This window comes from Mucilaginibacter sp. 3215, assembly GCF_050433785.1.
In the GTDB taxonomy this organism is placed as follows: Bacteria; Bacteroidota; Bacteroidia; order Sphingobacteriales; family Sphingobacteriaceae; genus Mucilaginibacter.
The window spans coordinates 40419-63180 of sequence record NZ_JBNPWO010000011.1; the positions used below are offsets into that span (position 1 = coordinate 40419).

Annotated in this window: 18 protein-coding genes and 2 tRNA genes; 9 read left to right on the plus strand and 11 right to left on the minus strand. The window is 43.1% G+C overall.

Features of this window, described 5'->3' with window-relative positions; translation table 11 throughout:
* Positions 1-23: 23 nt before the first annotated feature.
* Positions 24-1061: a hypothetical protein gene (locus ABIC84_RS17830; protein ID WP_429264401.1), complete on the minus strand. Its 1038-nt coding sequence runs from the start codon at positions 1059-1061 to the stop codon at positions 24-26.
* Between the two features lie 333 nt (positions 1062-1394).
* On the opposite strand from ABIC84_RS17830, the gene ABIC84_RS17835 reads away from it, so the two are divergent.
* Together ABIC84_RS17835 and ABIC84_RS17840 are read left to right on the plus strand one after the other, a co-directional pair.
* On the plus strand, positions 1395-1976 hold the full coding sequence (locus ABIC84_RS17835; protein WP_429264402.1) for a dienelactone hydrolase family protein: 582 nt from the start codon (positions 1395-1397) through the stop codon (positions 1974-1976).
* On the plus strand, positions 1973-2281 hold the full coding sequence (locus tag ABIC84_RS17840) for a dienelactone hydrolase family protein (RefSeq protein ID WP_429264403.1): 309 nt from the start codon (positions 1973-1975) through the stop codon (positions 2279-2281). Before ABIC84_RS17835 ends, ABIC84_RS17840 begins: the two co-directional genes overlap by 4 nt.
* A 52-nt stretch (positions 2282-2333) precedes the next feature.
* On the opposite strand, the gene ABIC84_RS17845 is transcribed toward ABIC84_RS17840, so the two are convergent.
* The 3 genes from ABIC84_RS17845 to ABIC84_RS17855 form a co-directional block, all read right to left on the minus strand.
* Complete coding sequence (locus ABIC84_RS17845) at positions 2334-2600, minus strand: DUF4342 domain-containing protein (protein ID WP_090534028.1); 267 nt, start codon at positions 2598-2600, stop codon at positions 2334-2336.
* Positions 2601-2884: 284 nt separating this feature from the next.
* The gene (locus tag ABIC84_RS17850; protein ID WP_354486258.1) at positions 2885-4003 is read right to left on the minus strand and encodes a Gfo/Idh/MocA family protein; all 1119 of its coding nucleotides are present in this window, start codon (positions 4001-4003) and stop codon (positions 2885-2887) included.
* A gap of 130 nt (positions 4004-4133) precedes the next feature.
* Positions 4134-6425 (minus strand): GH92 family glycosyl hydrolase, encoded by a 2292-nt coding sequence (locus tag ABIC84_RS17855; RefSeq protein ID WP_429264404.1) that lies wholly within the window; start codon positions 6423-6425, stop codon positions 4134-4136.
* Between the two features lie 328 nt (positions 6426-6753).
* Here ABIC84_RS17855 and ABIC84_RS17860 point away from each other — a divergent pair, with 328 nt between their 5' ends.
* Positions 6754-7812, plus strand: coding sequence for an alpha/beta hydrolase (locus ABIC84_RS17860; protein WP_429264405.1), 1059 nt, complete (start codon positions 6754-6756; stop codon positions 7810-7812).
* 355 nt (positions 7813-8167) lie between these two features.
* Positions 8168-8383 (plus strand): hypothetical protein, encoded by a 216-nt coding sequence (locus tag ABIC84_RS17865; RefSeq protein WP_429264406.1) that lies wholly within the window; start codon positions 8168-8170, stop codon positions 8381-8383.
* Positions 8384-8385: 2 nt separating this feature from the next.
* Here ABIC84_RS17865 and ABIC84_RS17870 read toward each other — a convergent pair whose 3' ends face one another.
* On the minus strand, positions 8386-9177 hold the full coding sequence (locus tag ABIC84_RS17870; RefSeq protein WP_429264407.1) for an alpha/beta hydrolase: 792 nt from the start codon (positions 9175-9177) through the stop codon (positions 8386-8388).
* A gap of 419 nt (positions 9178-9596) precedes the next feature.
* Between ABIC84_RS17870 and ABIC84_RS17875 the strand changes: the two genes are divergently transcribed.
* On the plus strand, positions 9597-9992 hold the full coding sequence (locus ABIC84_RS17875) for a DoxX family protein (RefSeq protein ID WP_176622381.1): 396 nt from the start codon (positions 9597-9599) through the stop codon (positions 9990-9992).
* 148 nt (positions 9993-10140) lie between these two features.
* Here the strand turns inward: ABIC84_RS17875 and ABIC84_RS17880 are convergent, their stop codons facing one another.
* Positions 10141-10557, minus strand: a complete 417-nt coding sequence (locus ABIC84_RS17880; protein ID WP_090534040.1) for an acyl-CoA thioesterase — start codon at positions 10555-10557, stop codon at positions 10141-10143.
* A 632-nt stretch (positions 10558-11189) separates the two neighbouring features.
* Here ABIC84_RS17880 and ABIC84_RS17885 point away from each other — a divergent pair.
* The 3 genes from ABIC84_RS17885 to ABIC84_RS17895 all read left to right on the plus strand — a co-directional run bounded on the left by ABIC84_RS17885 (position 11190) and on the right by ABIC84_RS17895 (position 14282).
* Positions 11190-12173 carry a helix-turn-helix transcriptional regulator gene (locus ABIC84_RS17885; RefSeq protein WP_429264408.1) on the plus strand — a complete coding sequence of 328 codons (984 nt, stop codon included), beginning with the start codon at positions 11190-11192 and terminating at the stop codon, positions 12171-12173.
* Positions 12174-12251: 78 nt separating this feature from the next.
* Positions 12252-13322, plus strand: a complete 1071-nt coding sequence (locus ABIC84_RS17890) for an alkene reductase (protein ID WP_426581614.1) — start codon at positions 12252-12254, stop codon at positions 13320-13322.
* A gap of 18 nt (positions 13323-13340) precedes the next feature.
* Complete coding sequence (locus tag ABIC84_RS17895; protein WP_426581616.1) at positions 13341-14282, plus strand: NAD(P)-dependent alcohol dehydrogenase; 942 nt, start codon at positions 13341-13343, stop codon at positions 14280-14282.
* Positions 14283-14450: 168 nt separating this feature from the next.
* On the opposite strand, the gene ABIC84_RS17900 is transcribed toward ABIC84_RS17895, so the two are convergent.
* The 5 genes from ABIC84_RS17900 to ABIC84_RS17920 all read right to left on the minus strand — a co-directional run bounded on the left by ABIC84_RS17900 (position 14451) and on the right by ABIC84_RS17920 (position 21452).
* Positions 14451-14524 (minus strand) — tRNA-Asn (locus ABIC84_RS17900).
* 87 nt (positions 14525-14611) lie between these two features.
* The gene (locus ABIC84_RS17905) at positions 14612-18760 is read right to left on the minus strand and encodes a two-component regulator propeller domain-containing protein (RefSeq protein WP_426581618.1); all 4149 of its coding nucleotides are present in this window, start codon (positions 18758-18760) and stop codon (positions 14612-14614) included.
* 152 nt (positions 18761-18912) lie between these two features.
* A complete protein-coding gene (locus ABIC84_RS17910) occupies positions 18913-19722 on the minus strand; it encodes a 3-keto-disaccharide hydrolase (RefSeq protein WP_429264409.1) in 810 nt (269 codons plus the stop codon).
* 229 nt (positions 19723-19951) lie between these two features.
* Entirely contained in the window at positions 19952-21058 is a 1107-nt protein-coding gene (locus ABIC84_RS17915; RefSeq protein ID WP_429264410.1) for an acyltransferase family protein, read from the minus strand.
* A 320-nt stretch (positions 21059-21378) separates the two neighbouring features.
* Positions 21379-21452 (minus strand) — tRNA-Asn (locus ABIC84_RS17920).
* Between the two features lie 317 nt (positions 21453-21769).
* Between ABIC84_RS17920 and ABIC84_RS17925 the strand changes: the two genes are divergently transcribed.
* Entirely contained in the window at positions 21770-22684 is a 915-nt protein-coding gene (locus ABIC84_RS17925; RefSeq protein WP_429264411.1) for a PfkB family carbohydrate kinase, read from the plus strand.
* Positions 22685-22762 lie beyond the last annotated feature (78 nt).

The following is a 22762-nucleotide window of genomic DNA, read 5'->3' on the forward strand; positions in this document are numbered from 1 at the left end:
TTAAACAAGCACATTAATTGTTTTTACCTTATAAAGATACCGGCATCGATGTGCGCTCCCGGTGATGAAGATGAAAGGTTCAGGTAATCTTTTGGTATGCCTCTGGTTTGCACTTCGCTCAGGGCTACTTTTCCAACTTTTTGGATACTTTGTTCTATGGGTTTATTTAGCCGGTCGGGCTTTACGTCCTCTTCGTTAAAGCCCAAATAAAAAGCGTTTTCGGAGATAAGCGAATTGGCAAACTTATAGTTAGCATGTGCACCACGGTAACCTATCCAAAAATAATTGCAATTGGTAACGATATTATCACTGAACGTAAACGGCATATTGGAACTCTGGCCGTAGCCGTACCAAACAGCACCTTCATAAGCCCCGTAAATAATGGAATGAGTGAGTGAAAAATCCCTGATCCCGAGAAATACCATAACGGCGTTTTTTACCCCATAAAATATACAGTGATCTACGCGGATACCGGCACCCTGGGCAAAAACCCCTCCTTGTATAGGTGCAGAATTCTTTTCCCCGATAAAATAGCACTGGGAAATTTCCAGCCCGGTCAATGTGCTGTCCCTCCTTTCTATAACGTAGTAATACTCTGATGCGGGGTTTGGGTTACCGGTGAACTTCAGCCCTTTAATTACCACATGGCTCCGCGCTACCTGAAAAGCGGAGCAGGCATGCCTTAGTTTACCAACCCTGTTGGAATCGGCCACGCATTGGATAACCGGCATTTTGGCCGGTGCCCAGTCCGGATCATCGGGCATGACCATCGCTTCTAAAGTGTACTTTTTAGCAACCTGCCGGTTACTTTCATCACGAATTGCCAATGCACTTATAATGGTATAAAGGCCGGGCGCAATCTTAATGGTAATGGGCTCTTCACCGCTAAACGTATTTGCCTTGATAACCGCTTTTTCAAGGCTTGCCAGCGGTTCACTTTGCGTACCCGGGGCATCATCCCTACCCTGGCTTACATCTACATATAGTGTTTGTGCGTTCAGCGGAATGCTCCAAATTAATAATATTATAAAGCTCAAGAATTTTAATGCAGTGGGTTTCATGAGTTAAACTATAAGGCATGCTGCCTGGTAAACAAATGTAAAAGAGCAGAAGGTGTCCGCATATTCATAACAGGTTCAAGTTTGTTCAAGTTTCATCACGCCGGAATCAAAAATATAATCAAACATTACCTCTGAAAACAAAAAGCAGCCCGGCGGTTAAAATAAGCTTTCAAAGTCTGTGGTTACCGGTCTGATAGTTTCCGGGTTGTAAGGAAATAAAAATATGCTATGTAGAAACTCTGGCAAATCCAACATGCAAAACATTACCGGTAACGAGACTGTTACACCCCAAACAAAACCTAACCGGTAAATTTGAACAAAGCCCCCGGAAATATGAACCAAATCAGCAAAGAAGATATCAAACAGGAAGTGTTTGACCTGTATGATGATTACGCACATAACCGCCTCGACAGGCGCTCATTTGTGCAAAAGCTCTCCATGTATGCAGTGGGCGGCCTTACCGTAACCGCACTAATGAGTTTCCTGATGCCCGATTACCAGGGTGCCATACAGGTAAAATCCGACGATCCGCGTTTAAAATCGGGCTATATTAATTACCCTTCGCCCAAAGGCGGCGGTACAATTAAAGGATTATTATCGAAGCCTGCAGATGCAAAGAAGAAACTGGGCGGCATTGTGGTAGTTCACGAAAACCGGGGCTTAAACCCTTATATTGAAGATGTGGCAAGAAGAGCTGCCCTTGCAGGATTTATTACCCTTGCACCCGACGCGCTAACACCGCTTGGCGGCTATCCCGGCAATGATGACGAAGGGCGTACCATGCAGGCCAAACGAAATAAAGGCGAAATGGAGGAAGATTTTATAGCTGCCTATGAATACCTGAAAAACCATAAGGATTGCAATGGTAAGGTAGGTGTTGTAGGCTTTTGTTTTGGCGGAGGAATTGCCACATGATGGCTGTGCGTGTTCCCGATCTGGCTGCCGCTGTTCCATTTTATGGAAGTCAACCCGCTGTTGAGGATGTCCCTAAAATTAAAGCGCCGCTGTTGCTGCATTACGCGGCCCTGGATACCCGGATTACGGAGGGCTGGCCGGCATACGAAAAAGCGCTTAAAGAAAATGGCAAAAAATACCAGGCTTATATCTATGAAAACGCGAACCACGGCTTTCATAATAATACAACTCCACGTTATGACAAAGCCGCGGCAGAACTGGCCTGGAAAAGGACTATAGATTTTTTTAATGAGAATTTAAACTAAAGACCTGAAATTTCAGGTCTTTAGTTTCGCAGGATCATATTGTGAAGATACCTTATTCTTTGGGGGTATCTTCTTTGTCTTCCTCTTCCCGTTCTACCGTTATGGTACATTCCGTAACCAACGCGGCCAGGGTACCTACGGCAGCAAAAACCGGTGCCAGGATCATCCCGAAAAGGCCAACACTTAACGGAAAGGTCATTAACTCTTTGCCATGCTTGTCCGAAATGGTGATCCTGCTGGCTTTACCTTCGTTAATTATCTCTTTTATCTTTCCCAATAACGCTTCACCGTTAATTGAAAATGTTTCTTTGGTGCTCATGTTTTTTCTAAGTTTTTATATTTAGATGAGCATACCAGCGGCTTGTTACAGGTTTGGCTAAATATGCCAATAGCAGGTGGAATATTAATTTCCTTACTGCGAAAGCTTCTCAATTGGTTTACAAAAAAGCAAACCCGTCATGCCGAATTATTTCGGCACCCCACTTTCAAAGTAAGCAGTGGACAAGTAAGCAAGAATTAATCGTGAAACCAGGTAAGCGTGAATATCCAGTTAAGTACCGACATAAATCCGGCACATACGTATGTTTTTACCTTTGAACAATATTAAACACTTATCTCCACCTTCTTCCCGGTTTTAACAGCAAGGTAAATGGCATCAATAATTTTAAGGTCTTTCACTCCTTCTTCACCGTTTACCGGTACTACCGGCTTTTTATTATTAAATATAATCTCGCACATTTCATCCATCTGCACGGTTTGGTGTGTGGTAATGGGCTGGTTAAGCTCGCCCAAATGGGTGCGGCCTTTAATTGGCCCGTAGCCGGTAGAAGGCTGCATTTCGGCAAAGCCTTTTTCTCCATCAAGAAAAAACCGGTCGAGATTGTTCATATTGTAGGTTGACAGGCAAGACGCGACGGCCCCGCTTGGGAAGCCGAACTGGAACTGGATGGTTTCATCAACCCCTTCTTTAAATTTCACCGTATCGGTTTTAGTTTCCTGGGCTGTAACCCATATCGGTTCTTCACCGGTCATATAGCGTGATCCGTTGATGGCATAAATCCCAATATCCATCATAGAGCCACCACCGGCAAGCTTTTGATTCAACCGCCATTGTGTGGGATCGCCGATGGTAAACCCGCATTGCCCCTGAAAAAATCTGATCTTCCCAAACTCGCCGTTTTGCCTCATCCTGATCACTTCAAGCGTTTTGGGTTCAAAATGCATCCGGTAGCCAACCAACAATTTTACATTGGCCTTTTTACAGGCATCAACCATCTCCTCCCCCTCTTTGGCATTCACGGCCATTGGCTTTTCGCATATAGCATGTTTCCCGGCTGCAGCTACCCTGATCACAAAATCGCGGTGCAAGCCATTGGGTGTAATAACGTATACCGCGTCGATATCGGGATTATTTTTGATGTTATCGAAATTCTCATAGTTGTAGCAATTTTTTTCGGGGATGCCATATTTGCTTTGCCATGCTTTAACTTTTGATGGGGTACCGCTAATTACCCCAACCAGTTTAGCTTTGGTACATTTCCGCATAGCTTCTGCAACTATGGTTCCATAGCCTCCAAGTCCCATAATGGCCACACGTAATACCGGACCGTCATAAACTTGTGCAGTTTTGTCTGCTCCCGCTGCGCATCCTAAGTATGGTACAAGTTGCAGGGCCAGGGCCGATAAGCCCAACTTTTGTAAAAAATCACGACGAGAATTCATAGGTATGTTTTTTGGTTTATGACAATTTACATATTTCCGGGTAAACTGCACCTACGTCATCTGATTTTTACTTAATCTGCCCAATGAACATTTCTGAATTAAGGAATAAAAAACGCGGGATTGCGCATTGTCACATCCCCTTAGGTTGATTTAATGGTTTAACTGCCCAGTTATTTCCCGGTTGATCGTTCAGATATATTTCGAGTTTGCCGCCGTTGCTGATATCGTTGTAACGGATAAAATTATTAGGCATTATTTTGCCATTCAATTTCACCGAGCGGATATACATTGATCTGGGGCCCGGTTTATGACAGATGATCTCGAACTTTTTGCCATTTTGAAGCGTGATAGCAATTCTATCAAACAAAGGCGAACACAACTGGTACTCGCCCGAAACCGGGTTTACCGGGTAAAAACCCATAGCAGCGAACAGATACCAGGCCGACATTTGGCCGGCATCATCATTTCCTCCCAAACCACCCGGACCATCACTGTATTCCGCAGCCAGGATCTTGCGTACGGCGGCTTGCGTTTTCCATGGCGATGGTGTGTAATTATACATAAAAGGGATCTGGTGCCCCGGCTCATTGCCATGCCAGTATTCGCCTTTTTCAAACAAGCTATCTAACGACTGTTCCAGTTTCTTCGTTCCACCCATCAACTGTGCCAGGCCGGGTACATCCTGCGGTACATAAAAGGTGTATTGACGTGCAGTACCTTCTGTAATATAAGTCGCCTTTTTATCAGGATCAAAGGGGGATATCCATGTGCCATCAGCATGTTTACCGCGGACAAAGCCACTTGCAGCATCAAATACATGGGCATAATATTTTGCCCGTTTGGTGAGCGTGGTATAATCGGCAGATTTTTTTAAAGCTTTTGCAAATTGCGCCAGCGCGTAATCATCATAAGCATACTCCATTGTGCGGCTAACCTGCTCCATTTTATGAAAGGCATCGCGTACGCTATCTTCCAAAGGGATGTATCGGTATTTTAAATAACTATCCAATGCCCTGCGGCCCTTGCCTTCTACATAGTCGGCCCGGTTGGGAGGTAGTTCAAACGCGTTATGCCTTAAAATTTTGTAAGCTTCTTTAGCGTCAAGATCAGTGATCCCCTTTAAATATGCCGAACTGATTACAGAAGCCGTATGATCGCCGATCATTTCAGATGTATAGCTGTTCCAGCAGGGGAAAACAGGCATCCACCCGCCTTGTTTACCTTTCAAGATCAGTGATTTTGCCAGGTTATTGATCAAAGTTGGGTTCAGGATCTCAAACAACGGCAACTGTGCCCGGTAAATATCCCACATCGAAAAATCATCATAATAATTGCCGCCTGATAACTTTTCAATTTGATAATCGCCGGCAAACCGAGGGTATCTGCCATCAACATCATTAAAAAGACGCGGATGCTGCATGGCATGGTAAAATGACGTATAAAAGATCCGTTTGTCCTGCTCGTTGTTAGTTGAAATATTGATTTGCCCTAAGGCCTTCTTCCATTTTACCTTGCTGCGTTCTACCATCTTGTCAAAATCAAATGCCGGCATCTCGGCCTCCAGGTTTTTACGGGCACCATTCAGGCTGGTAAATGAAGTGCCAATCCTGATAGTTAGCTTCTCGCCTTTATTGAGCTTAAATCCGGCATAAATCCCTGTACCTGCATCGTTTTTGATACTATCTGCAATAAATATTTTATCACCTGCAAAAGTGCCCGTTTTACTTAAACTCCGTTCAAACCTGATCACAAAGAAACCGCTGAAACCCGCGCTTTTCCCCCAACCCTGGTAAATACGATGAGCAGGATTATAGCCCGATATCTCACCCGTTTGCTTATCCACTTTTACAAAACCTTCATGATAATCGCTATTGGCTTTGATCAATAAATAAAGGCTGTCGGCCTGCTGCATGGTAAACTGCATCATGCCGCAACGCTCCGTAGAGGTTACCGCGGCACTCACTTTATATTGATTAAGATTGATGCTATAAACGTGAGGAGACGACAGTTCATCAGTATGTTTAAATGCTGCACTATAATTAGCTGTTTTTAGCTTGCCTGTGATGGGCATAATGGTAAAGCTGCCATAATCCTGTGTACATGAACCACTTAGCCAGTGCGAACCACGGAGGCCGTTGAACAGGCTGTCTTTATAATAGTATGGAGGTACGCACTTGGTTTCGCCGCTCTCGGTTTCGGGTGTCCATTGTGTCATGGCAAATGGGGCAGTAACCGCGGGAACGGTATTGGCAAACCGTGTATCAGCCGCCTGTCCATGTTTTAGTGCGGAAGCTGTAGTGGCAATAGCTGTACCAGCCATTGGCTGTACATATTTAACCAGATTTTGGGCAAAAACCGGCCACGGAAACAACAAGAAAATGATATAAATAAACCGGTTTGCAATTTTGGGGATGAACTTCATTTTCGGACAGCGTATTAACAAAAAAATTTCAGCAAAATACAGCAATCATCGCTAATTGTTACACGCACGAGTAAAATAATGATGTATAAACAACCTGGCCATACTGATAACCGTAAGGATTAATTGTTACTCCCTTCCAACCAGCACTGCCACTTCCAACTATTTCAGATAATGGCAAATCTGGTGGGGAATATGTCTAACTGAAGTCACCATTTGTCCGGTTCATGCATTAACCACTTCTATAATCCTGGTGCTGGTGTATTTTTGTTATGCCCGACGATGAGGAAAGCATCTGAAGGCGAATATTAATCAAACTAATCCGAAAAACATGCACAACGAAACAACATTCAGCCGTCGCCGCTTTCTTGGTATCTCCGCATTAACAGTTGCAGCAGCAGAGTTAGGCGGTCTCGGTATACTTAAAGCAGAAACCAAACAGATAGATTTACCGGCACAGCAAAACAATACTCTTTTTTCTACCGCCTCTTTCGACTCGATCAAACAGGTAAATGCAGGCCTGCTTAATATTGGATACGCGGAAAGCGGCCCGGCAAACGGACAGCCTATTATCCTGCTTCATGGATGGCCATATGATATACATAGCTATACTGAGGTATCAGCCATACTTGCCAAAGCCGGTTACAGGGTTATTGTGCCTCATTTGCGCGGCCACGGCACAACACAATTTCTTTCGGCACAAACTTTCAGGAACGGGCAGCAGGCAGCAATAGCTACCGATGTTATCGCACTGATGGACGCCCTGAAAATAGACCGTGCAATTATTGGCGGGTTTGACTGGGGCGCGCGTACAGCAAATATCGTGGCAGCATTATGGCCCGAGCGCTGCAAAGCAATGGTTTCGGTAAGCGGTTACCTGATAGGCAGCCAGGAAGCAAATAAAAAACCACTGCCGCCCAAAGCAGAACTATCATGGTGGTACCAGTTTTATTTTAGTACCGAACGCGGCCAATTGGGCTACGAGGCAAACAGGCGCGATTTTAACAGGCTCATCTGGGAAACAGCATCACCCAACTGGAAATTTGACGACGCTACTTTCGCGCAAACTGCTCCGTCATTTGACAACCCCGATCATGTTGCCATCGTGATCCATAATTACCGCTGGCGCCTGGGCCTTGCCCAAGGTGAGGCAAAATATGATGACATGGAAAGAAAATTAGCAACCGCACCTCCAATCATTGTACCAACTGTAACCCTTGAAGGCGACGCCAACGGCGCTCCTCACTCTAAGCCTGCTGATTATGCCGCCCGCTTTAAAGGCAAATATGCACATCATACCATTACCGGGGGCATAGGCCATAATTTGCCCCAGGAAGCCCCTAAAGACTTTGCTAACGCCATTATAGAAGCCGAAAGCTTTGCCAGATAAATAATCCCTTTTTTAAATAACACGGTAACCAGGAAAGGAAATGTTAAAAATGCATTTCCTTTCCTGGTTTTTTGTTTACTTAAAAGCAGGTACCCACCCCTGTCTATCTTTCTAAAACCCTTTGCACCACTGGTGCAATCATCGTTGAGCCCTATTCATTAAAATCAGTTACCGGCAATCAAATCCTACAAAGGGCAAGGCTGCAGAAATAACCCCCTTCAATGCCTGAAGCCCGCCAGGCGGCAACTCAAATTGATTGCTTTAAACTGATCGTTTTATTTATAAGCTAATTAAATCTGTAAGAGTCTATTATAGGACAGCAGGCAACAGATGAGTTTGCGTAATGTAAACCGCTATGGGTTTGACCTACCTTGCTATACTATATATTTTACCAGACTGGCTTTATCAATTGGTTTTACGGGCTACCTTAAATCTGCAGAACAACCTGTTGGAACTCGTAGCAGTATCCAATACCATCATGGCAAAGATTGCGTACCACCCTTCAACAGGAAAGGGGCAACCGTTAAAACGATCACCCCTTTCCATCTTTTTAGTAAATGAATTAAAATAACATTATTTTTTTTCAGGACCATTTTTTGCAGCAGCTTCAATTACACGGGCCACGGCGGCGGCCTGCGATATAAATATAACGTGACTGCCTTTAACCTCTGTAACTACAGCACCGGCACGTTTATACATTGCACGTTCCAGTTCGGGGTTGATGGCTTTGTCCATGGTGGCTACAATACCATAAGTTGGTTTAGCTTTCCAGGCCGCCTGTGTTAATGGGGCTACAAAGCTTGAGCCAACAATCGGCTGTTGTGAATCAAACATAAAATCTGCTTTCGCTTCAGTCAAATCAGCTGCAAAACATTCGTGAAAGAGCGCTTTATCAAAATATACCAGGCCATTTTTATCGGCAGGCAGGATACCATTTTTGGCAAGTGCCGGGCCCGACTGATAAACATCCAGGGTCGACTGGCCAACTTCCGGTGCAAAAGCCGCAACATATACCAAACTTGTTACTTTGGGCGATACGCCGGCTTCGGTAATTACCGAACCGCCCCATGAATGCCCTACCAGCACCGCGGGGCCATCCTGTTTTTCCAGGGCGCGATTGGTTGCGGCAACGTCATCATTGAGCGAAGTAAGCGGGTTTTGCACAAGAGTTACGTTGTATCCATCCTTTTTTAATATTTTATATACGCCTTCCCATCCCGATGCATCGGCAAAAGCGCCGTGTACTATCACAATGTTCTTTACAGCAGGTGTAGTTTGAGCCAAGCTGTTTTTTGGGCTGAAAGTAGACAAAAAGACTGCGGCAGCAGCTATTGTTAGTTTGGTAATGTTGATTTGAGTTTTCATTTTGTTAAGTATTTATTGATTTACTCCCAAAAGTATATTTCAACTTGCCACATACCGCGTTCAACTGCTTTAACCCGACAAAGAAGTCTCCGAACCGGACATTTCAAACATTAAAAAAATTGGGACCAGCCATTGCATGTTAATATTTAACAGCATAATAAAAATCCGTCTTTCCGACCCCGCCGGTTTTAGTTTATACGCCTATCACCGGGATCGCTGCAATCATTATCTGAGGGATAGAAAACTTTAAGGCAGGCTTTAATTAACATATTGAAGCAGTTTACATCAATGCCCTATGGAAGTCGGGGTCCGGATTGTCCGACCAGGAGCTTAGTTTGTCTGCTTCATCCCGAAAGTGGTTAGATATCCGTTGATTTTGCCACAATTTTGAGCCATCAAACAACTCAAAACTACATATCATGACAACAAAAACAGTAAAAACAATCTATTGGATAGGAACAGCATTGACTTCATTATGGTTTGCAGCAAGCGGATTTGGCGAGCTGACCAAAAACCAGTTTGTGTGGGATATCACCTTAAAACTGGGCTATCCTCCGCATTTTATTTATATCCTTGGTGTCGCTAAACTTTCGGGAGTAGCTGTTCTTTTAACACCTAACAGATTGCTTAGATTAAAAGAATGGGTATTTGCAGGTATTTTCTTCGATATTATATTTGCTTTTTTGTCTAAAATCGCTGTACTCGGTTTTCCCGCCACCATAGATGCCATTGTTGCATTTATCATGGTAACGGTTACCTACCTGATGTTCCGTAAACTTTATCCGGCTACATACACAGCTCCCGCCGCTGCATAAAATGCTAAGTTGCAGCAGCCGGTTCATAATACATCGGTTATTTCAGGCTTTAAGCAATCTCAAAAGAGGCTATCCCACAGGTAGCCTCTTTTGTATAATATTACCCTCCGAATAATTATCCGGCAGGGACAGGTGCTCTGCCGGTCACTTAATCTTCAAGAACAGGGGCATCCTTTATTTTTTCCAATACCGAGCCAGGTAAATACGGTCTGCCGCCAGTTGCCGGCACACAGGTGCCCGTAAATACAGCTTTAGTCATTACCTTATTGTTGCATATTATCGATTGTTTAAAGTGCAACTTGGGTAAGCCCCCTTTATCAGTATACAAGGTGCAGGTAACTTTAAATTCATCGCCCTTTTTTAGTGATCTGAGAAAGCTGATGCTATAGTTTGAAAGTACCATGTAAATCCCGTTTTTGGCTTCGGTTTCAAAATCAAATCCCAATATTTCCCTGATATAATCATGCCTGCAATATTCCATATAAAACGGATAATATAAACCATCCATGATCTCCTGTACATCTATATGCTCATCTTTTGCAATATAGGTTTTTGAGTATTCCATAATAATTAACCTTTTTGTTGGATTGCAAAGCTATTGAACCTTTTGGTTTCAGGAAATGAGAGATCTGAATTTTAATGGATCAATCCGGGCTTTGTCAAATAAAAAAGCCCCACTTGTTTGTAAGGCTTTGCTCCTGAGGCTGGGCTCGAACCAGCGACCCTCTGACTGTTAGGCTTAATGTCATTGAAAACAGGTAATTCAATTCCGCGCTCTTATCGGAGATCAATGATTCCAATCCCATAACCGCATTAGCGATGCGTTGCACTATTGATATAATAGCTAACGAGGCACTGATACAAAACATCAATTACAAAAAGTTAATATTTCCATAACAGCTTTTTTGGGTGGTTATAGATGTAAATTAATTATGACGATCCGGACATCACTCCGGGAATGTCCGAGTCGGACACTAAAAAATTAAAGAAATAATTAGATTTTGATAGTTGAGAACTAAATAAAATCTGAGTGTAACAAAATATGATGGGTAAAATAATAGAATACCTAAGCCTTAATTTAAATATACAATGCCCGACTAATTCAATTAATTAATAATGTTGAGGATTTAGGCTTTAAAAACGTGTCGCTATCTACCTTGTTAAAAACATTAAGATATAAAATCCATATTTTTAAACATGACTTTTGAATTTACGGTGCAGGCAGGTTTTAATTTTGTCAAAAGCTTTGGCAACCATTTTAATATTCCCGTTTTCAAGAATGAACTGAAAATTCCGCCGCATATGGGCGAAGGTCACATTAAGGCGATTGATGTAGCACCCGGCTTTAAGTTCGTATTGCATCATTATACTTTGAAAGAGGAATTTCATTTAAAGCGTAAGTCCCCCGCTGGAGTCAGTGATTTGATCTCCATTGTATTCAACAGTAATGAGCTACCGGCAGGATCTGCCGTTGACCGGGAAACGGCAGTAGAATTTTTAAAGAAGAACGGGTCGTCAATCCAAATCGCCTCCACCGCTATATCCACCGAAACTATTTTTCCCGCCAATGTCGAGGTCTATTTTGGTGTCATTGGCATCAAGAGGCAATTGCTTTCCGACATCCTGCGGGTAGACCAGGTTAATGGTCCTTTGGAAACTATTTTAAATAGCGATAATCTATTCTTCTATCATGAAAAGATGTACCCGGATGTGGCGAGGGTTTTGAAGCTTGTTTCGGAGATCAACGAACAAAATAAATTGAGCGAGCTGTTTTATAGTAACAAGGCGCATGAGATGATCTACCTGTTGTTTGATAAACTGCTGGAAAGGGACAGCGACAAACAAAGTCCTGTTAACAAAGCTGATATAGATAAATTATACCTGATCAGGACTGCTGTACTGGCTGACCTGGGTCAGCCACCTCATTTAAGCGAACTTGCAGCCAATGCCGGCCTGAGCGAAACAAAAATGAAGCATTTGTTTAAGCAGACCTTTGGCGATACTATTTATAACTTTTACCAGAATGAAAGGATGCAGGAAGCCGGCTTTTTATTAAAACATGCGGGTTACTCCGTTTCTGAGGCTGGTTACCGGCTTGGGTTTTCGAACCTCAGCCACTTCTCACGGCTTTTCGAAAAACACTTTGGAACCACTCCCAAAAAATACACGCTCGTCGGATAGGACTATTTTTCGGACTTGAGGCGCTATTTTAACCGTCATATCCTGCGGACATTTGACATATCAAATAAAACAAACGATATGAAAAAGTTACTGATGCCCTATACCAGCCAGGCACTGAAATTAAAGAATCATTTAGTGATGGCACCCATGACCCGCAGTCGTGCTATTGACAACCTGCCCAACGCACTTATGAAAGAATATTACAGTCAACGCCGCGGGGCCGGGCTGATCATTACCGAAGGAACTGCTCCTGCTCCGGAAGGCCTTGGTTATGCCCGTATTCCCGGCATATTCTCCAATGAACAAATTGAAGGCTGGAAATTAACCACCGCAGCGGTACACCAAAACAATACCAAAATTTTCCTGCAGCTGATGCATACCGGCCGCATCGGCCACCAGGCTAACCTGCCAGAAGGAATGCGAGTGATTGGTGTTTCTGCTATCCCGGCGGCAGGGCAAATGCATACCGATACAGCAGGTATGCAGGATTACCCCGTACCTGTAGCATTATCAACGCAAGGGGTAAAAGAGGTGATCGGCGAATATGTTTCCGCTGCAAAAAATGCAATAGCTGCTGGTTTCGACGGCGTGGAACTACATGCTGCAAATGGCTACCTGATCGAACAATTCCTTAACCCTAACGTTAATGACCGTACCGATGTTTATGGCGGAAGTATTGAAAACAGGTCCAGATTTGCTATTGAAGTTGCACAACAAGTAGCAGAAGCGATAGGTAAAGAAAAAACAGGTGTAAGAATTTCGCCTAACTCTACCCTTGGCGACCTGCAGGCTTATGACGCAGACACAACCGAGGAAACATACATTTATTTAAGCCGGGAGTTTAACCGGATTGGCCTGGCCTATATCCACATCAGTCTCAGCCCGCAGGTTCCAGCACAAACCTTAAACGCCATCCGTACCGAATTCGAAGGAACGCTCATTTACTGCAATACCTTTACTGCCGAAGGGGCTGAAGCCGAACTGGATAAAGGAGATGCAGACCTGATCGCATTTGGTAGGGGATTCCTGGCCAATCCCGATCTAGAACAGCGAATCATCCATGGCTCAGAACTGAATGCCCCTGACTTTACCACCCTTTACACACCGGGCGCTAAAGGCTATACAGATTATCCGGTATTATTTAATTAATTCAATAAGAGATCAAAAATGAAAAAGATAGTTTATCATAAATTCGGCGACGCCGATGTGTTGGAAATGACCGATACAGTTATTCCAAAGGTCAGTGAAACAACAATCCTGATCAAGGTCAAAGCAGTCTCCATCAATCCCCTGGACTGGAAGATAAGAAACGGCGAAATGAAATTAATGTCAGGCAGCAAATTTCCAAGAGGCACCGGTATCGATTTTTCAGGTATAGTTGAGGCAACCGGTAGTTCCATTAAAAACTATAAAGAAGGAGATGAAGTATACGGCCTGCTTGATGTTTTTAAAGGGGCGGCTTTAGCTGAATATATTATTGCAGAGGAAAAAGATATTGCAACTAAACCCATGGGAATTTCTTTTGAGCAAGCGGCCGCCGCGCCGGTGGTAGGCTCTGCGGCGATCCAGCTGTTCGATACCTTAGTCAATATTCAAACCGGCTCGGAGGTGCTGATCAATGGTGCTTCCGGAGGAATAGGCATGTTCGCCATACAGATTGCCAAAACGAAAGGAGCCACCATTACAGCCGTTGTAAGTGATGGTGGCTTAAAGGCAGCAAAAGATTGGGGCAGTGATTTTGTAATTAACTACCGCAAGGAAGATGTTCTTAAAGCCGGAAAGCTTTACGATGTGGTGATCGATCTGTCTAATCAAATGTCTTATAGTATTGCAAAAAAGATTATGAAGACTTCTTCGGTCTATGTGCATACTGCTCCGGGGCCAAAAGAGATCGTCTCCGCTTTTTTCATCAGTCTTTTTTCACCCCAAAAATATAAGGTCCTCATGCTTAAACCTTCGCAGCTATATTTAAAAGAACTTAAAAGATATATAGAAGCGGGACTTTCTGTCTTAGTCAGCAAGGCTTATTCCTTTGATTCATTTAAAACTGCTTACGCTGAGGCTCCTAAAGCGCACATCGTCGGAAAATCAGTAATCAGGGTTAATTGAAAAAAGTCAAACCGATAGGGGATGATGACTGAAATAAAAGGTCATAATTACCGGCAAAATAGCGATTCCGATAAGCCATTTTTTTTCGACTATCGAAAAAGTATTCAAATTTTATGCAAATAAAAAAACCCCACTCGCCAGAGTGGGGTTAAATCATTGATTTTAAGGCTCCTGAGGCTGGGCTCGAACCAGCGACCCTCTGATTAACAGTCAGATGCTCTAACCGGCTGAGCTACTCAGGAATCTAATCCGGTTGGGGATTGCAAAAGTATAATTTTCATTGATATTTCACAATTTTATTCAGCTTGTTATATCCTGCTGTTTCAGGGTTACGTGGCACTTGCATTCTTCCCTGCCCATTTCACCAGTTTGTTAACCAGGTCGTCCAATTTAAATGGTTTGCTTATATAATCGTCCATACCTGCATCTATACAAATTTGCAGATCGGATTGGAGGGCATTGGCCGTCATCGCTATAATAAAGGGCCGTTCGGGGAAACGCTTCTTTATTATTCGCGTAGCTTCCAGGCCATCCATTTTGGGCATTTGTACATCCATTAAAATAACATCGAATATTTTTTTATTAACCAAATCCAGTACCTCCAAACCGTCTGCTGCCAAAACGGCTTCATATCCTAATTTACTCAATATCTTCATGATCAGTTTTTGGTTCATCTGGTTGTCTTCGGCAACCAAAATCCTCAATGGGTAACTTTCCGAAAAATTATCGGGCAGTTTATGATTTGCAGTATCACTGTGCAGCGGCTCATGAGTGACAGAATTTACATGCTTGCTAAGTTCCTTTATAATGTGCTTATATAAGTTATGCTGTTTTGCAGGTTTGGTTAATATAGAACAAAACAAGCCGGGGTTATCTTTATGGAAAACATAGCTGATGGAACTCAATAGCATTATAGGCAATTCGGGGTGTTTGGCCCGTATTAAGGTTGCCAGTTCAATCCCATCCATAAAGGGCATCTGCATATCGGTAATAACCAACTTAAAATCATGCTGCTGCTGCGCCAGGATCTCAAGGGCCTGTTCGCCCGATTTGGCTACCACGGGGCTTAGTTGCCACTGCTCCAACTGAGCCTTTAAAATCCTGCAATTGGTATCATTATCATCAACAACCAAAATTTCGCTCTTTTCAAAACCCTGCATGGTATGGTTTATTTGCACAGGGTCCTGCAGTAAACTTTTTTGCGAGTGAATAGAAAACCTGAACGTACTTCCTTTATCAACTTCACTTTCTACACTGATTTTGCCGCCCATTAATTTTACAAGTTGTTCGCTGATAACCAGGCCAAGGCCTGTGCCTCCGTATTGCCGGGTGGTTGACGAATCAACCTGCGAGAATGCTTTGAATAGCCGGTGCAGCTTATCGGCAGAAATACCAATGCCGGTATCTTTTATCTCAAAGCCTAATTCGATGTGGTTATCATCTGATATGCTGAGCAAATGCACGGCTACATAAATTTCGCCTTTTTTGGTAAACTTGATAGCGTTACTGATTAAATTGATCAGGATCTGGCGAAGCCTTAAACTGTCGCCAATAATTTGCGCCGGTACATCATAGTCAATCTGGTAAACCAGATCCAGCTTTAGGTGGGCCGCTTTTAAGGCAAAAACATCAAAAACTTCTTCAATACAGGTGCGCAGGCTAAAATCCTTTTCCTCCAGCTCCATATTGCCCGATTCTATTTTCGAAAAATCTAAAATATCGTTAATTACCGCCAGCAGGTCTTCACCGCAGGTTTGTATGGATTCGGCAAAAGTTCGCTGCTCCTCGTCCAAAGGAGTTTCGGCCAGTAATGAAGCCATCCCGATTACCCCATTCATAGGTGTGCGGATCTCATGGCTCATGGTAGCCAAAAATATGCTTTTAGCCTTGTTAGCTTCTTCGGCCTCAAGGGCTAATTTTTTTTCAACTTCTATGGCACGGGCCAGTTGCCCGGTACGTTCTTCTACCTGGCGCTCAAGCTCGGCCTTTTGCTTTAATATGGAACGTGTGCGGATTAGATAAAATGCCGGGCCGCTGATAATAAAAATTAAAGCCACAATTAATTTAAACCACCAGGTAAGCCAAAACGGAGGCTTAATGTTGATGATGATAAATGTGCCTTCGTTATTCCATTTGCCATCGTTATTTGAGGCCTTAACCCTGAATGTATAACTACCGGGATCGAGGTTGGTATAAGTGGCCGTTCTTTTATTGCCAACATAATTCCAATCTTTATCAAACCCTTCCAGCTTGTAGGCATATTGATTTTTTTCGGGAATGGTATAATTCAGGGCCGCAAACTCAAATGTAAGTACCGACTGTTTGTACGATAGGTTTATGGAGTCTGTTACGCTGATATCTTTTTGAAGCGGGGAGTTTTTAGCCCCGGCGTTTATCTCTTTGTTAAAAATCTGCAGCCCGGTAATATAAACAGGAGGGACAAAGTCATTATCTTTTAAACTATCGGGATAAAAAGTACTGAATCCGTTTACGCCGCCAAAAAACATTTCCCCGTCGGCAGTTTGAAAACATGAATGGCCTTTAAATTCATCTCCCTGCAATCCGTCAGAAATGTCATAGTTTCTGATGGCTTTTGTTTTGGGATTAAACCGCGATATCCCTTTGTTGGTGCTTAACCAGAGGTTACCTTTGCGGTCTTTCAAAATCGCATAGATCACATTATTAGGCAAACCCTCTCTTTCGGTGTATATAGTAAATGTTTGGTTATGCTTGTTAAACAGGTTAAGGCCGCCGCCGTTGGTACCTATCCATATATCACCGTTATCGGTTTCGATAATCGACTCGACAGTGTTGTTTGATAAGCTGCGTTTATCCCTCTCATCGTGCGTGTAGTGCGTAAAGCGGCCTGTTTTAGGGTTAAATACATTCAACCCGTTATCATCAGTGCCTATCCACATATTGCCCTGTTTATCCTGAAACACTGCTGTAACAATATCACTGCTTATGCTGTTGTTATCTTCCGGGTTGTTCCTGTACCGTGTAAAGAGACCGGTTTTTACGTTATAATGATTAAGGCCCCCTTTCCAAGTCCCCAACCATATATTGCCGTCACGGTCTTTATACATATTGTTGATATCTGAAAGGGAGAGGCTACGCGGATTATTTGCCTGGGGCATGTGATGTGTAAAGGCTCCCTTTTTTTTATCAAACAGGTCAAACCCGCCAATATGATAACCAATACCAATAACATCTTTATTTATTGGCACTATGGCCATTACATAATTATTACTTATGGTGTTGCTGTTATTATCACTATGCAGGTAATGAACAAAGGTCTTTTTCTTGCGATTAAATAAATTAAGGCCACCCCCGTCGGTGCCTATCCAAATATTTTCGTCACTATCATCACCGGAGATGGCCAGCACGTTGTTGTTGCTCAAACTATTCGGGTTGTTGGGGTTTTGACTGTAGGAACTGAATTTATCGCCAAAGCCAGGCAAAAAATCAACACCGCCCGAATAAGTGCCTATCCAGGTATTCCCCGTATCATCTTTATATAAACAATAAACCGAGTTACTGCTCAGGCTGTGATGGTCGTTTGCATCAAATTTGTAGCAAGTAAATTTATTGGCCGGATAATCGAGCACACTTATGCCGCCATTTTCGGTCCCTATCCAAAGCTTCCCGTCGCTGTTTTCGAGTATCGAAAGAATATCGTTATGGCAAATACTGTTGCTGTTATTAGGATCGTGTTTGAAATTTATAAACGAATTATTTTTATTGTTATATAATGCCAGGCCTCCTCCATGTGTACCTGCCCAAATATTGCCTTTGCTATCTTTGTATACCGCCTTTACCCAGCTGGCGCCGATGCTGTTTTGGTTTGCAGGATCATGAACATAACCAATAAACTTACCGTTTTGCGGATTAAAGTGGTAAAGCCCATCGTCGGTACCTACCCATAACCAGCCATTATTATCCTCAGTAACCTGGTAAATGAAATCGTTAGCTATACTGTTTGTGCCATTTGCGGCATGTGTGAATCTTTTAAATGAACCATTTGCAGCATTAAACAGATATAAACCCTTGCTGGTGCCCAACCACATCCTTTTTTTACTATCCAAAAAAACAGACTGTACAGCAAAAGTTAAATGATTGGAATAGTGGATAAATGTATTTGAGGCCCGGTCAAATCTGTCAAGCCCGCTTTCTGTTCCAATCCATAAATTATGATAACTGTCTTCCGCTATGGCTAATACATAGTTATCGATGATGGTTGTTTTATTATTCTGGTCGTGCTTATAATGCGTAAACTTATAACCGTCGTACTTATTAAGGCCATCTTCGGTGCCAAACCACATAAAACCACGACTATCTTTAATAATGGTTAGTACATGGCTTTGTGACAGGCCTTCATTTGTACTAAGCTGTTTAAATTTAAGGGCGGGTGTTTGCGAATAGGATAATCCGGGAAAAAGCAGGTATAAACACCAGATAAAAAGCGATATTGGCCTCATTATTATTTTGCTGGTAGTTTTATCGTATTTCTAATGCTTGCCAGTGATACGGTATTTACGGAAAATAGTTTCGTATAACGTGTTGTTTTTGCCCATTTAACAGCTATTGTTAACTCAGGAGAAATATTAACGAACCTAATTTTGGTTACAACCTACCTATCAGTATCCGGCAGCTGTTTAATCTCTATATTCCTGAAATCGACGGGCTGCCCTTCACTTTGCAGAGCGATAAAGCCGCTGCTTAGTAATTTGCCATCCTGCTTGTATTTAGGATCATAGCCATGTGCCACGCCGCCGCCAATGGTAGGCCTTGAATATTGAAGTACGGTATCGCCGTTGATAATATGGGTAATTAATTTGTTGCCCTGAACAATCAGCTCACCTTTTACCCACTGGTCACCGTCATAGGTTTTTGAAGTAGAGTTGATACAATGATCGGGTGAAACCTTTCCTTTATAAACAACATCAGTGCCGGGTGAGCACATATTCCCTGTTGGCCTTGGTTTCCCGTCGCTCAGGCCACCTAATAACTGCATTTCTATCGATATCGGCCAGGCCTGGTCCTTTAGCATAGTTCGGGGATCCTGTGAATGAAACATGACGCCGCTGTTAAGAAGCGTGTAGTCTGGCGCGCCTTTTTGCTGTTTACCTACAAAGCGGTATTCAAACCGCAGGTAATAGTAAGAGAACGGGGTTTTGTAATACAAATGACCAAACTGATCGTTGAAATCGCCGTACTGATCATAGCTAACCCTGATCATGCCATCTTCTACCCGGAAGGTATTGCCATAATTTTCGCCAACCAGGTGATGATTGATCTTTACAAACCAATCGTTAATGTCGGTCCCGTTAAACAGCTTCGTCCAGCCTTTATCGGTATTGCCGGCGTCAGCCAGCTTTTTCGGCCCGGCGCAACCCAATATGAGGAGGCAGGAAAACATAAAAACGCGTGTTATTTTCATAGGTGGTAAGGTATTATGCTTTTTATAGACAAATTAAGTGCTTTTGTTCACTTAACGCTTTGCTAACCGGTATTTCGAAAGTTTGCTCAATATTAATTTTGCTGACCCTCCTTTACCGTAAGTTTTATCTCTTATGCTACGAATTTAAGAAATTCAGGCCATGTTTTATTGCTTTTAATGCTTTGCCTGTCAAGGTACGCTGAGGCCGCTTTTTGTTCAAGATCTCTTTTTAACCAAGTTTTTTTCGCAGCCAGTTACGAACCGGCTCGTCATACCATTTCAAAGTGATATAGGCCAGGAAAATTGCACCAATCAAAATAGCTAACGCATAAGGCCAGGCCTGTACTATGGTTACGCCTTTATGATTGCTGATCCATGCTACGTAAAAATAAACCAGCGGATAATGCACCATGTAAAGAGGGTAGGATATATCGCCGAGAAACCCGCATACCCTGCCCTCCGTTTGGGTATGAACCTTACCGCCGGCGCCAAGATAAACGATAAGCGGAAAAATGATAATAATGCAAACGGACTCGTAGATCCCGTTCATCCAAAGATGGGCAGCACCGCCGATGCGCGGCATATATAATACTATCGCTATTAAAACACTGCACCATAAAAATGCGTGCCTGATGCGGGCTGGTTTAGCAATACGCGAAAGCAACAAGCCGGCAAAGAATGGGTATATGGTGCGGGTAATGCCAACGCGCACCTGTTCCACGTTAAGTGTCCAGCCGCCGCTGACATCTCCATTGGTGATAGCCAGGTGCGCAAGTGCTACAGTTGCAACGCATACTAATACCGACAATGTAGTTTTTGAAAATTTCCTTATCCAAACCGCATAAAGAATGTTGGCGATGTATTCAAAGAACAATGACCATCCTACACTGTTTAACGGGTGCATTTCCTGCCAGCCGCGAATATCCAAAGACAGCGGTACCGGCAGGATGGTATAACCGATCAGCATTACCAGCAGCATCTTCCAAATCGGTACGGTATGAATGAGCGGCCACAGCGTAGAATCTGTAAAATAAAAACCTATGGCACCCAATGTCATCCCGAGAATTACCATAGGCTGAAGTCGCTCGATACGGCGTTTAAAAAAACTGCCGATTGTCATTTTATGCCAGCGGTCGTCATAAGCATAACCGATAACAAAACCCGACAGCAGGAAAAAGAAATCGACAGCCAGGTACCCGTGGTTAACTATAATATCCAGATGACCGCTCGCCAATGGTTCGGTTAGGTGAAAGGTAACTACGATAATGGCTGCAACACCGCGTAAGCCATCCAGTATCGGGTAATGTGGTTTGGTAATCAGTTTATTATTGTCCATGTATAAGATTAGAGTTGGTAGATATTGGGCCGGACGCTAAAGCAGGCGTTGCCGATGTTCAGCGGGTATTTTTCTTTCCTGTGCATGTACAGGCCGGTAAGACCAATGACTTAAATCGGTTAGATTGGTTCATGAACAATATATAATTGAAGTCTTATTCAGATCGTAAAAATAAGTGAAAGTGATGCCGGGATATCTTCATATCGTGTCAAAATAGACGCATATCGTCTCATTTTCGCATGTTTTGTGGATCATCGCCTGCAAAGCGATCTGCAGAATATCAGATATAAAAAAAGCCTCACAGACATGTGAGGCTTTTGCTCCTGAGGCTGGGCTCGAACCAGCGACCCTCTGATTAACAGTCAGATGCTCTAACCGGCTGAGCTACTCAGGAATCTAATCCGGTTTGGAGTGGGGCAAAGGTAAAAACTCATCGGATATTTCACAATTTTTATTAAAAAAAAATTAAAATATTTTTCACGGGCTTTTTTAGCCCCTGATTATGTGCTACTTAAAACCCAAAGACACACTGCGGCATTTTTTAGCGATGGCAATTCTTTCTGCAGAGCCCTTTTTTTTCAGCTGCCAGTTTTCTGAACCAGCTTAAATTATGTTTTCTCCAATGAAAATTGGCATCACAAACCGGCAACAATGAATGATTATCCCTTAATTTTCACAATATTTGCGGCAAAAAAATATAAATATCTTTACATGAGTTTGTTAGTTATTGGCACTGTGGCCTTTGATGCCATTGAAACCCCTTTTGGTAAAACCGATAAAATAGTAGGCGGCTCTGCAACCTTTGCAAGTTTGGGTGCTTCTTACTTTTATGATAAAATAAAAATTGTTGCGGTTGTTGGCGATGATTTCCCGCGGCACGAGATTGAGGACCTGCAAAAGCACAACGTTAATACCGAAGGCCTGCAGGTAAAACAGGGCGAAAAATCATTTTTCTGGAGCGGGCGTTACCATAACGACATGAACAGCCGCGATACCCTGGTAACCGAGCTTAATGTATTGGAAGCTTTCGATCCAATTATCCCTGATAGCTACCAGGATTGCGAATACCTGATGCTGGGCAACCTTTCTCCACAAGTGCAGCAAACTGTTATAGCACGCCTTAAAAACCGCCCTAAGCTCATTGTAATGGACACCATGAACTTTTGGATGGATATTGCCCTTGATGAGCTTTTAAAAACCATCCAGCTAGTGGATGTGCTAACCATTAACGATGCCGAAGCCCGCCAGTTATCCGGCGAATTCTCGTTAGTTAAAGCCGCCCGCAAAATATTAACCATGGGCCCTAAATACATCATCATTAAAAAAGGTGAGCACGGTGCATTGCTGTTCCATGAAGATAAGATTTTTAGTGCCCCCGCCCTTCCATTGGCCGAAGTATTTGACCCCACAGGCGCGGGCGATACTTTTGCAGGCGGCTTTATTGGCTACATGGCCAAAGTAGGCACAGTTAATTTCAACAACATGAAAAACGCCATCATTTTTGGCTCGGCCCTGGCTTCATTCTGTGTTGAAAAATTTGGTTCAGAAAGATTAAGAAACCTTAGCGAAGAGGAAATAGCCGCCCGGATCCAGGAGTTTGTAGGCTTATCTAAATTTGAATTGTAAGATAGCTGTTTAAAAACATCATTTTTTTGTGTAGAGACGCATCACATGCGTATCCCGTTTGCAATTCAAGATGGATAG

Bases quoted from the DNA above. Each gene is read 5' to 3' on its own strand.
- ABIC84_RS17830 (WP_429264401.1), bottom strand. From the start codon at position 1,061: ATGAAACCCACTGCATTAAAATTCTTGAGCTTTATAATATTATTAATT.
- ABIC84_RS17835 (WP_429264402.1), top strand. From the start codon at position 1,395: ATGAACCAAATCAGCAAAGAAGATATCAAACAGGAAGTGTTTGACCTG.
- ABIC84_RS17840 (WP_429264403.1), top strand. From the start codon at position 1,973: ATGATGGCTGTGCGTGTTCCCGATCTGGCTGCCGCTGTTCCATTTTAT.
- ABIC84_RS17845 (WP_090534028.1), bottom strand. From the start codon at position 2,600: ATGAGCACCAAAGAAACATTTTCAATTAACGGTGAAGCGTTATTGGGA.
- ABIC84_RS17850 (WP_354486258.1), bottom strand. From the start codon at position 4,003: ATGAATTCTCGTCGTGATTTTTTACAAAAGTTGGGCTTATCGGCCCTG.
- ABIC84_RS17855 (WP_429264404.1), bottom strand. From the start codon at position 6,425: ATGAAGTTCATCCCCAAAATTGCAAACCGGTTTATTTATATCATTTTC.
- ABIC84_RS17860 (WP_429264405.1), top strand. From the start codon at position 6,754: ATGCACAACGAAACAACATTCAGCCGTCGCCGCTTTCTTGGTATCTCC.
- ABIC84_RS17865 (WP_429264406.1), top strand. From the start codon at position 8,168: ATGGGTTTGACCTACCTTGCTATACTATATATTTTACCAGACTGGCTT.
- ABIC84_RS17870 (WP_429264407.1), bottom strand. From the start codon at position 9,177: ATGAAAACTCAAATCAACATTACCAAACTAACAATAGCTGCTGCCGCA.
- ABIC84_RS17875 (WP_176622381.1), top strand. From the start codon at position 9,597: ATGACAACAAAAACAGTAAAAACAATCTATTGGATAGGAACAGCATTG.
- ABIC84_RS17880 (WP_090534040.1), bottom strand. From the start codon at position 10,557: ATGGAATACTCAAAAACCTATATTGCAAAAGATGAGCATATAGATGTA.
- ABIC84_RS17885 (WP_429264408.1), top strand. From the start codon at position 11,190: ATGACTTTTGAATTTACGGTGCAGGCAGGTTTTAATTTTGTCAAAAGC.
- ABIC84_RS17890 (WP_426581614.1), top strand. From the start codon at position 12,252: ATGAAAAAGTTACTGATGCCCTATACCAGCCAGGCACTGAAATTAAAG.
- ABIC84_RS17895 (WP_426581616.1), top strand. From the start codon at position 13,341: ATGAAAAAGATAGTTTATCATAAATTCGGCGACGCCGATGTGTTGGAA.
- ABIC84_RS17905 (WP_426581618.1), bottom strand. From the start codon at position 18,760: ATGAGGCCAATATCGCTTTTTATCTGGTGTTTATACCTGCTTTTTCCC.
- ABIC84_RS17910 (WP_429264409.1), bottom strand. From the start codon at position 19,722: ATGAAAATAACACGCGTTTTTATGTTTTCCTGCCTCCTCATATTGGGT.
- ABIC84_RS17915 (WP_429264410.1), bottom strand. From the start codon at position 21,058: ATGGACAATAATAAACTGATTACCAAACCACATTACCCGATACTGGAT.
- ABIC84_RS17925 (WP_429264411.1), top strand. From the start codon at position 21,770: ATGAGTTTGTTAGTTATTGGCACTGTGGCCTTTGATGCCATTGAAACC.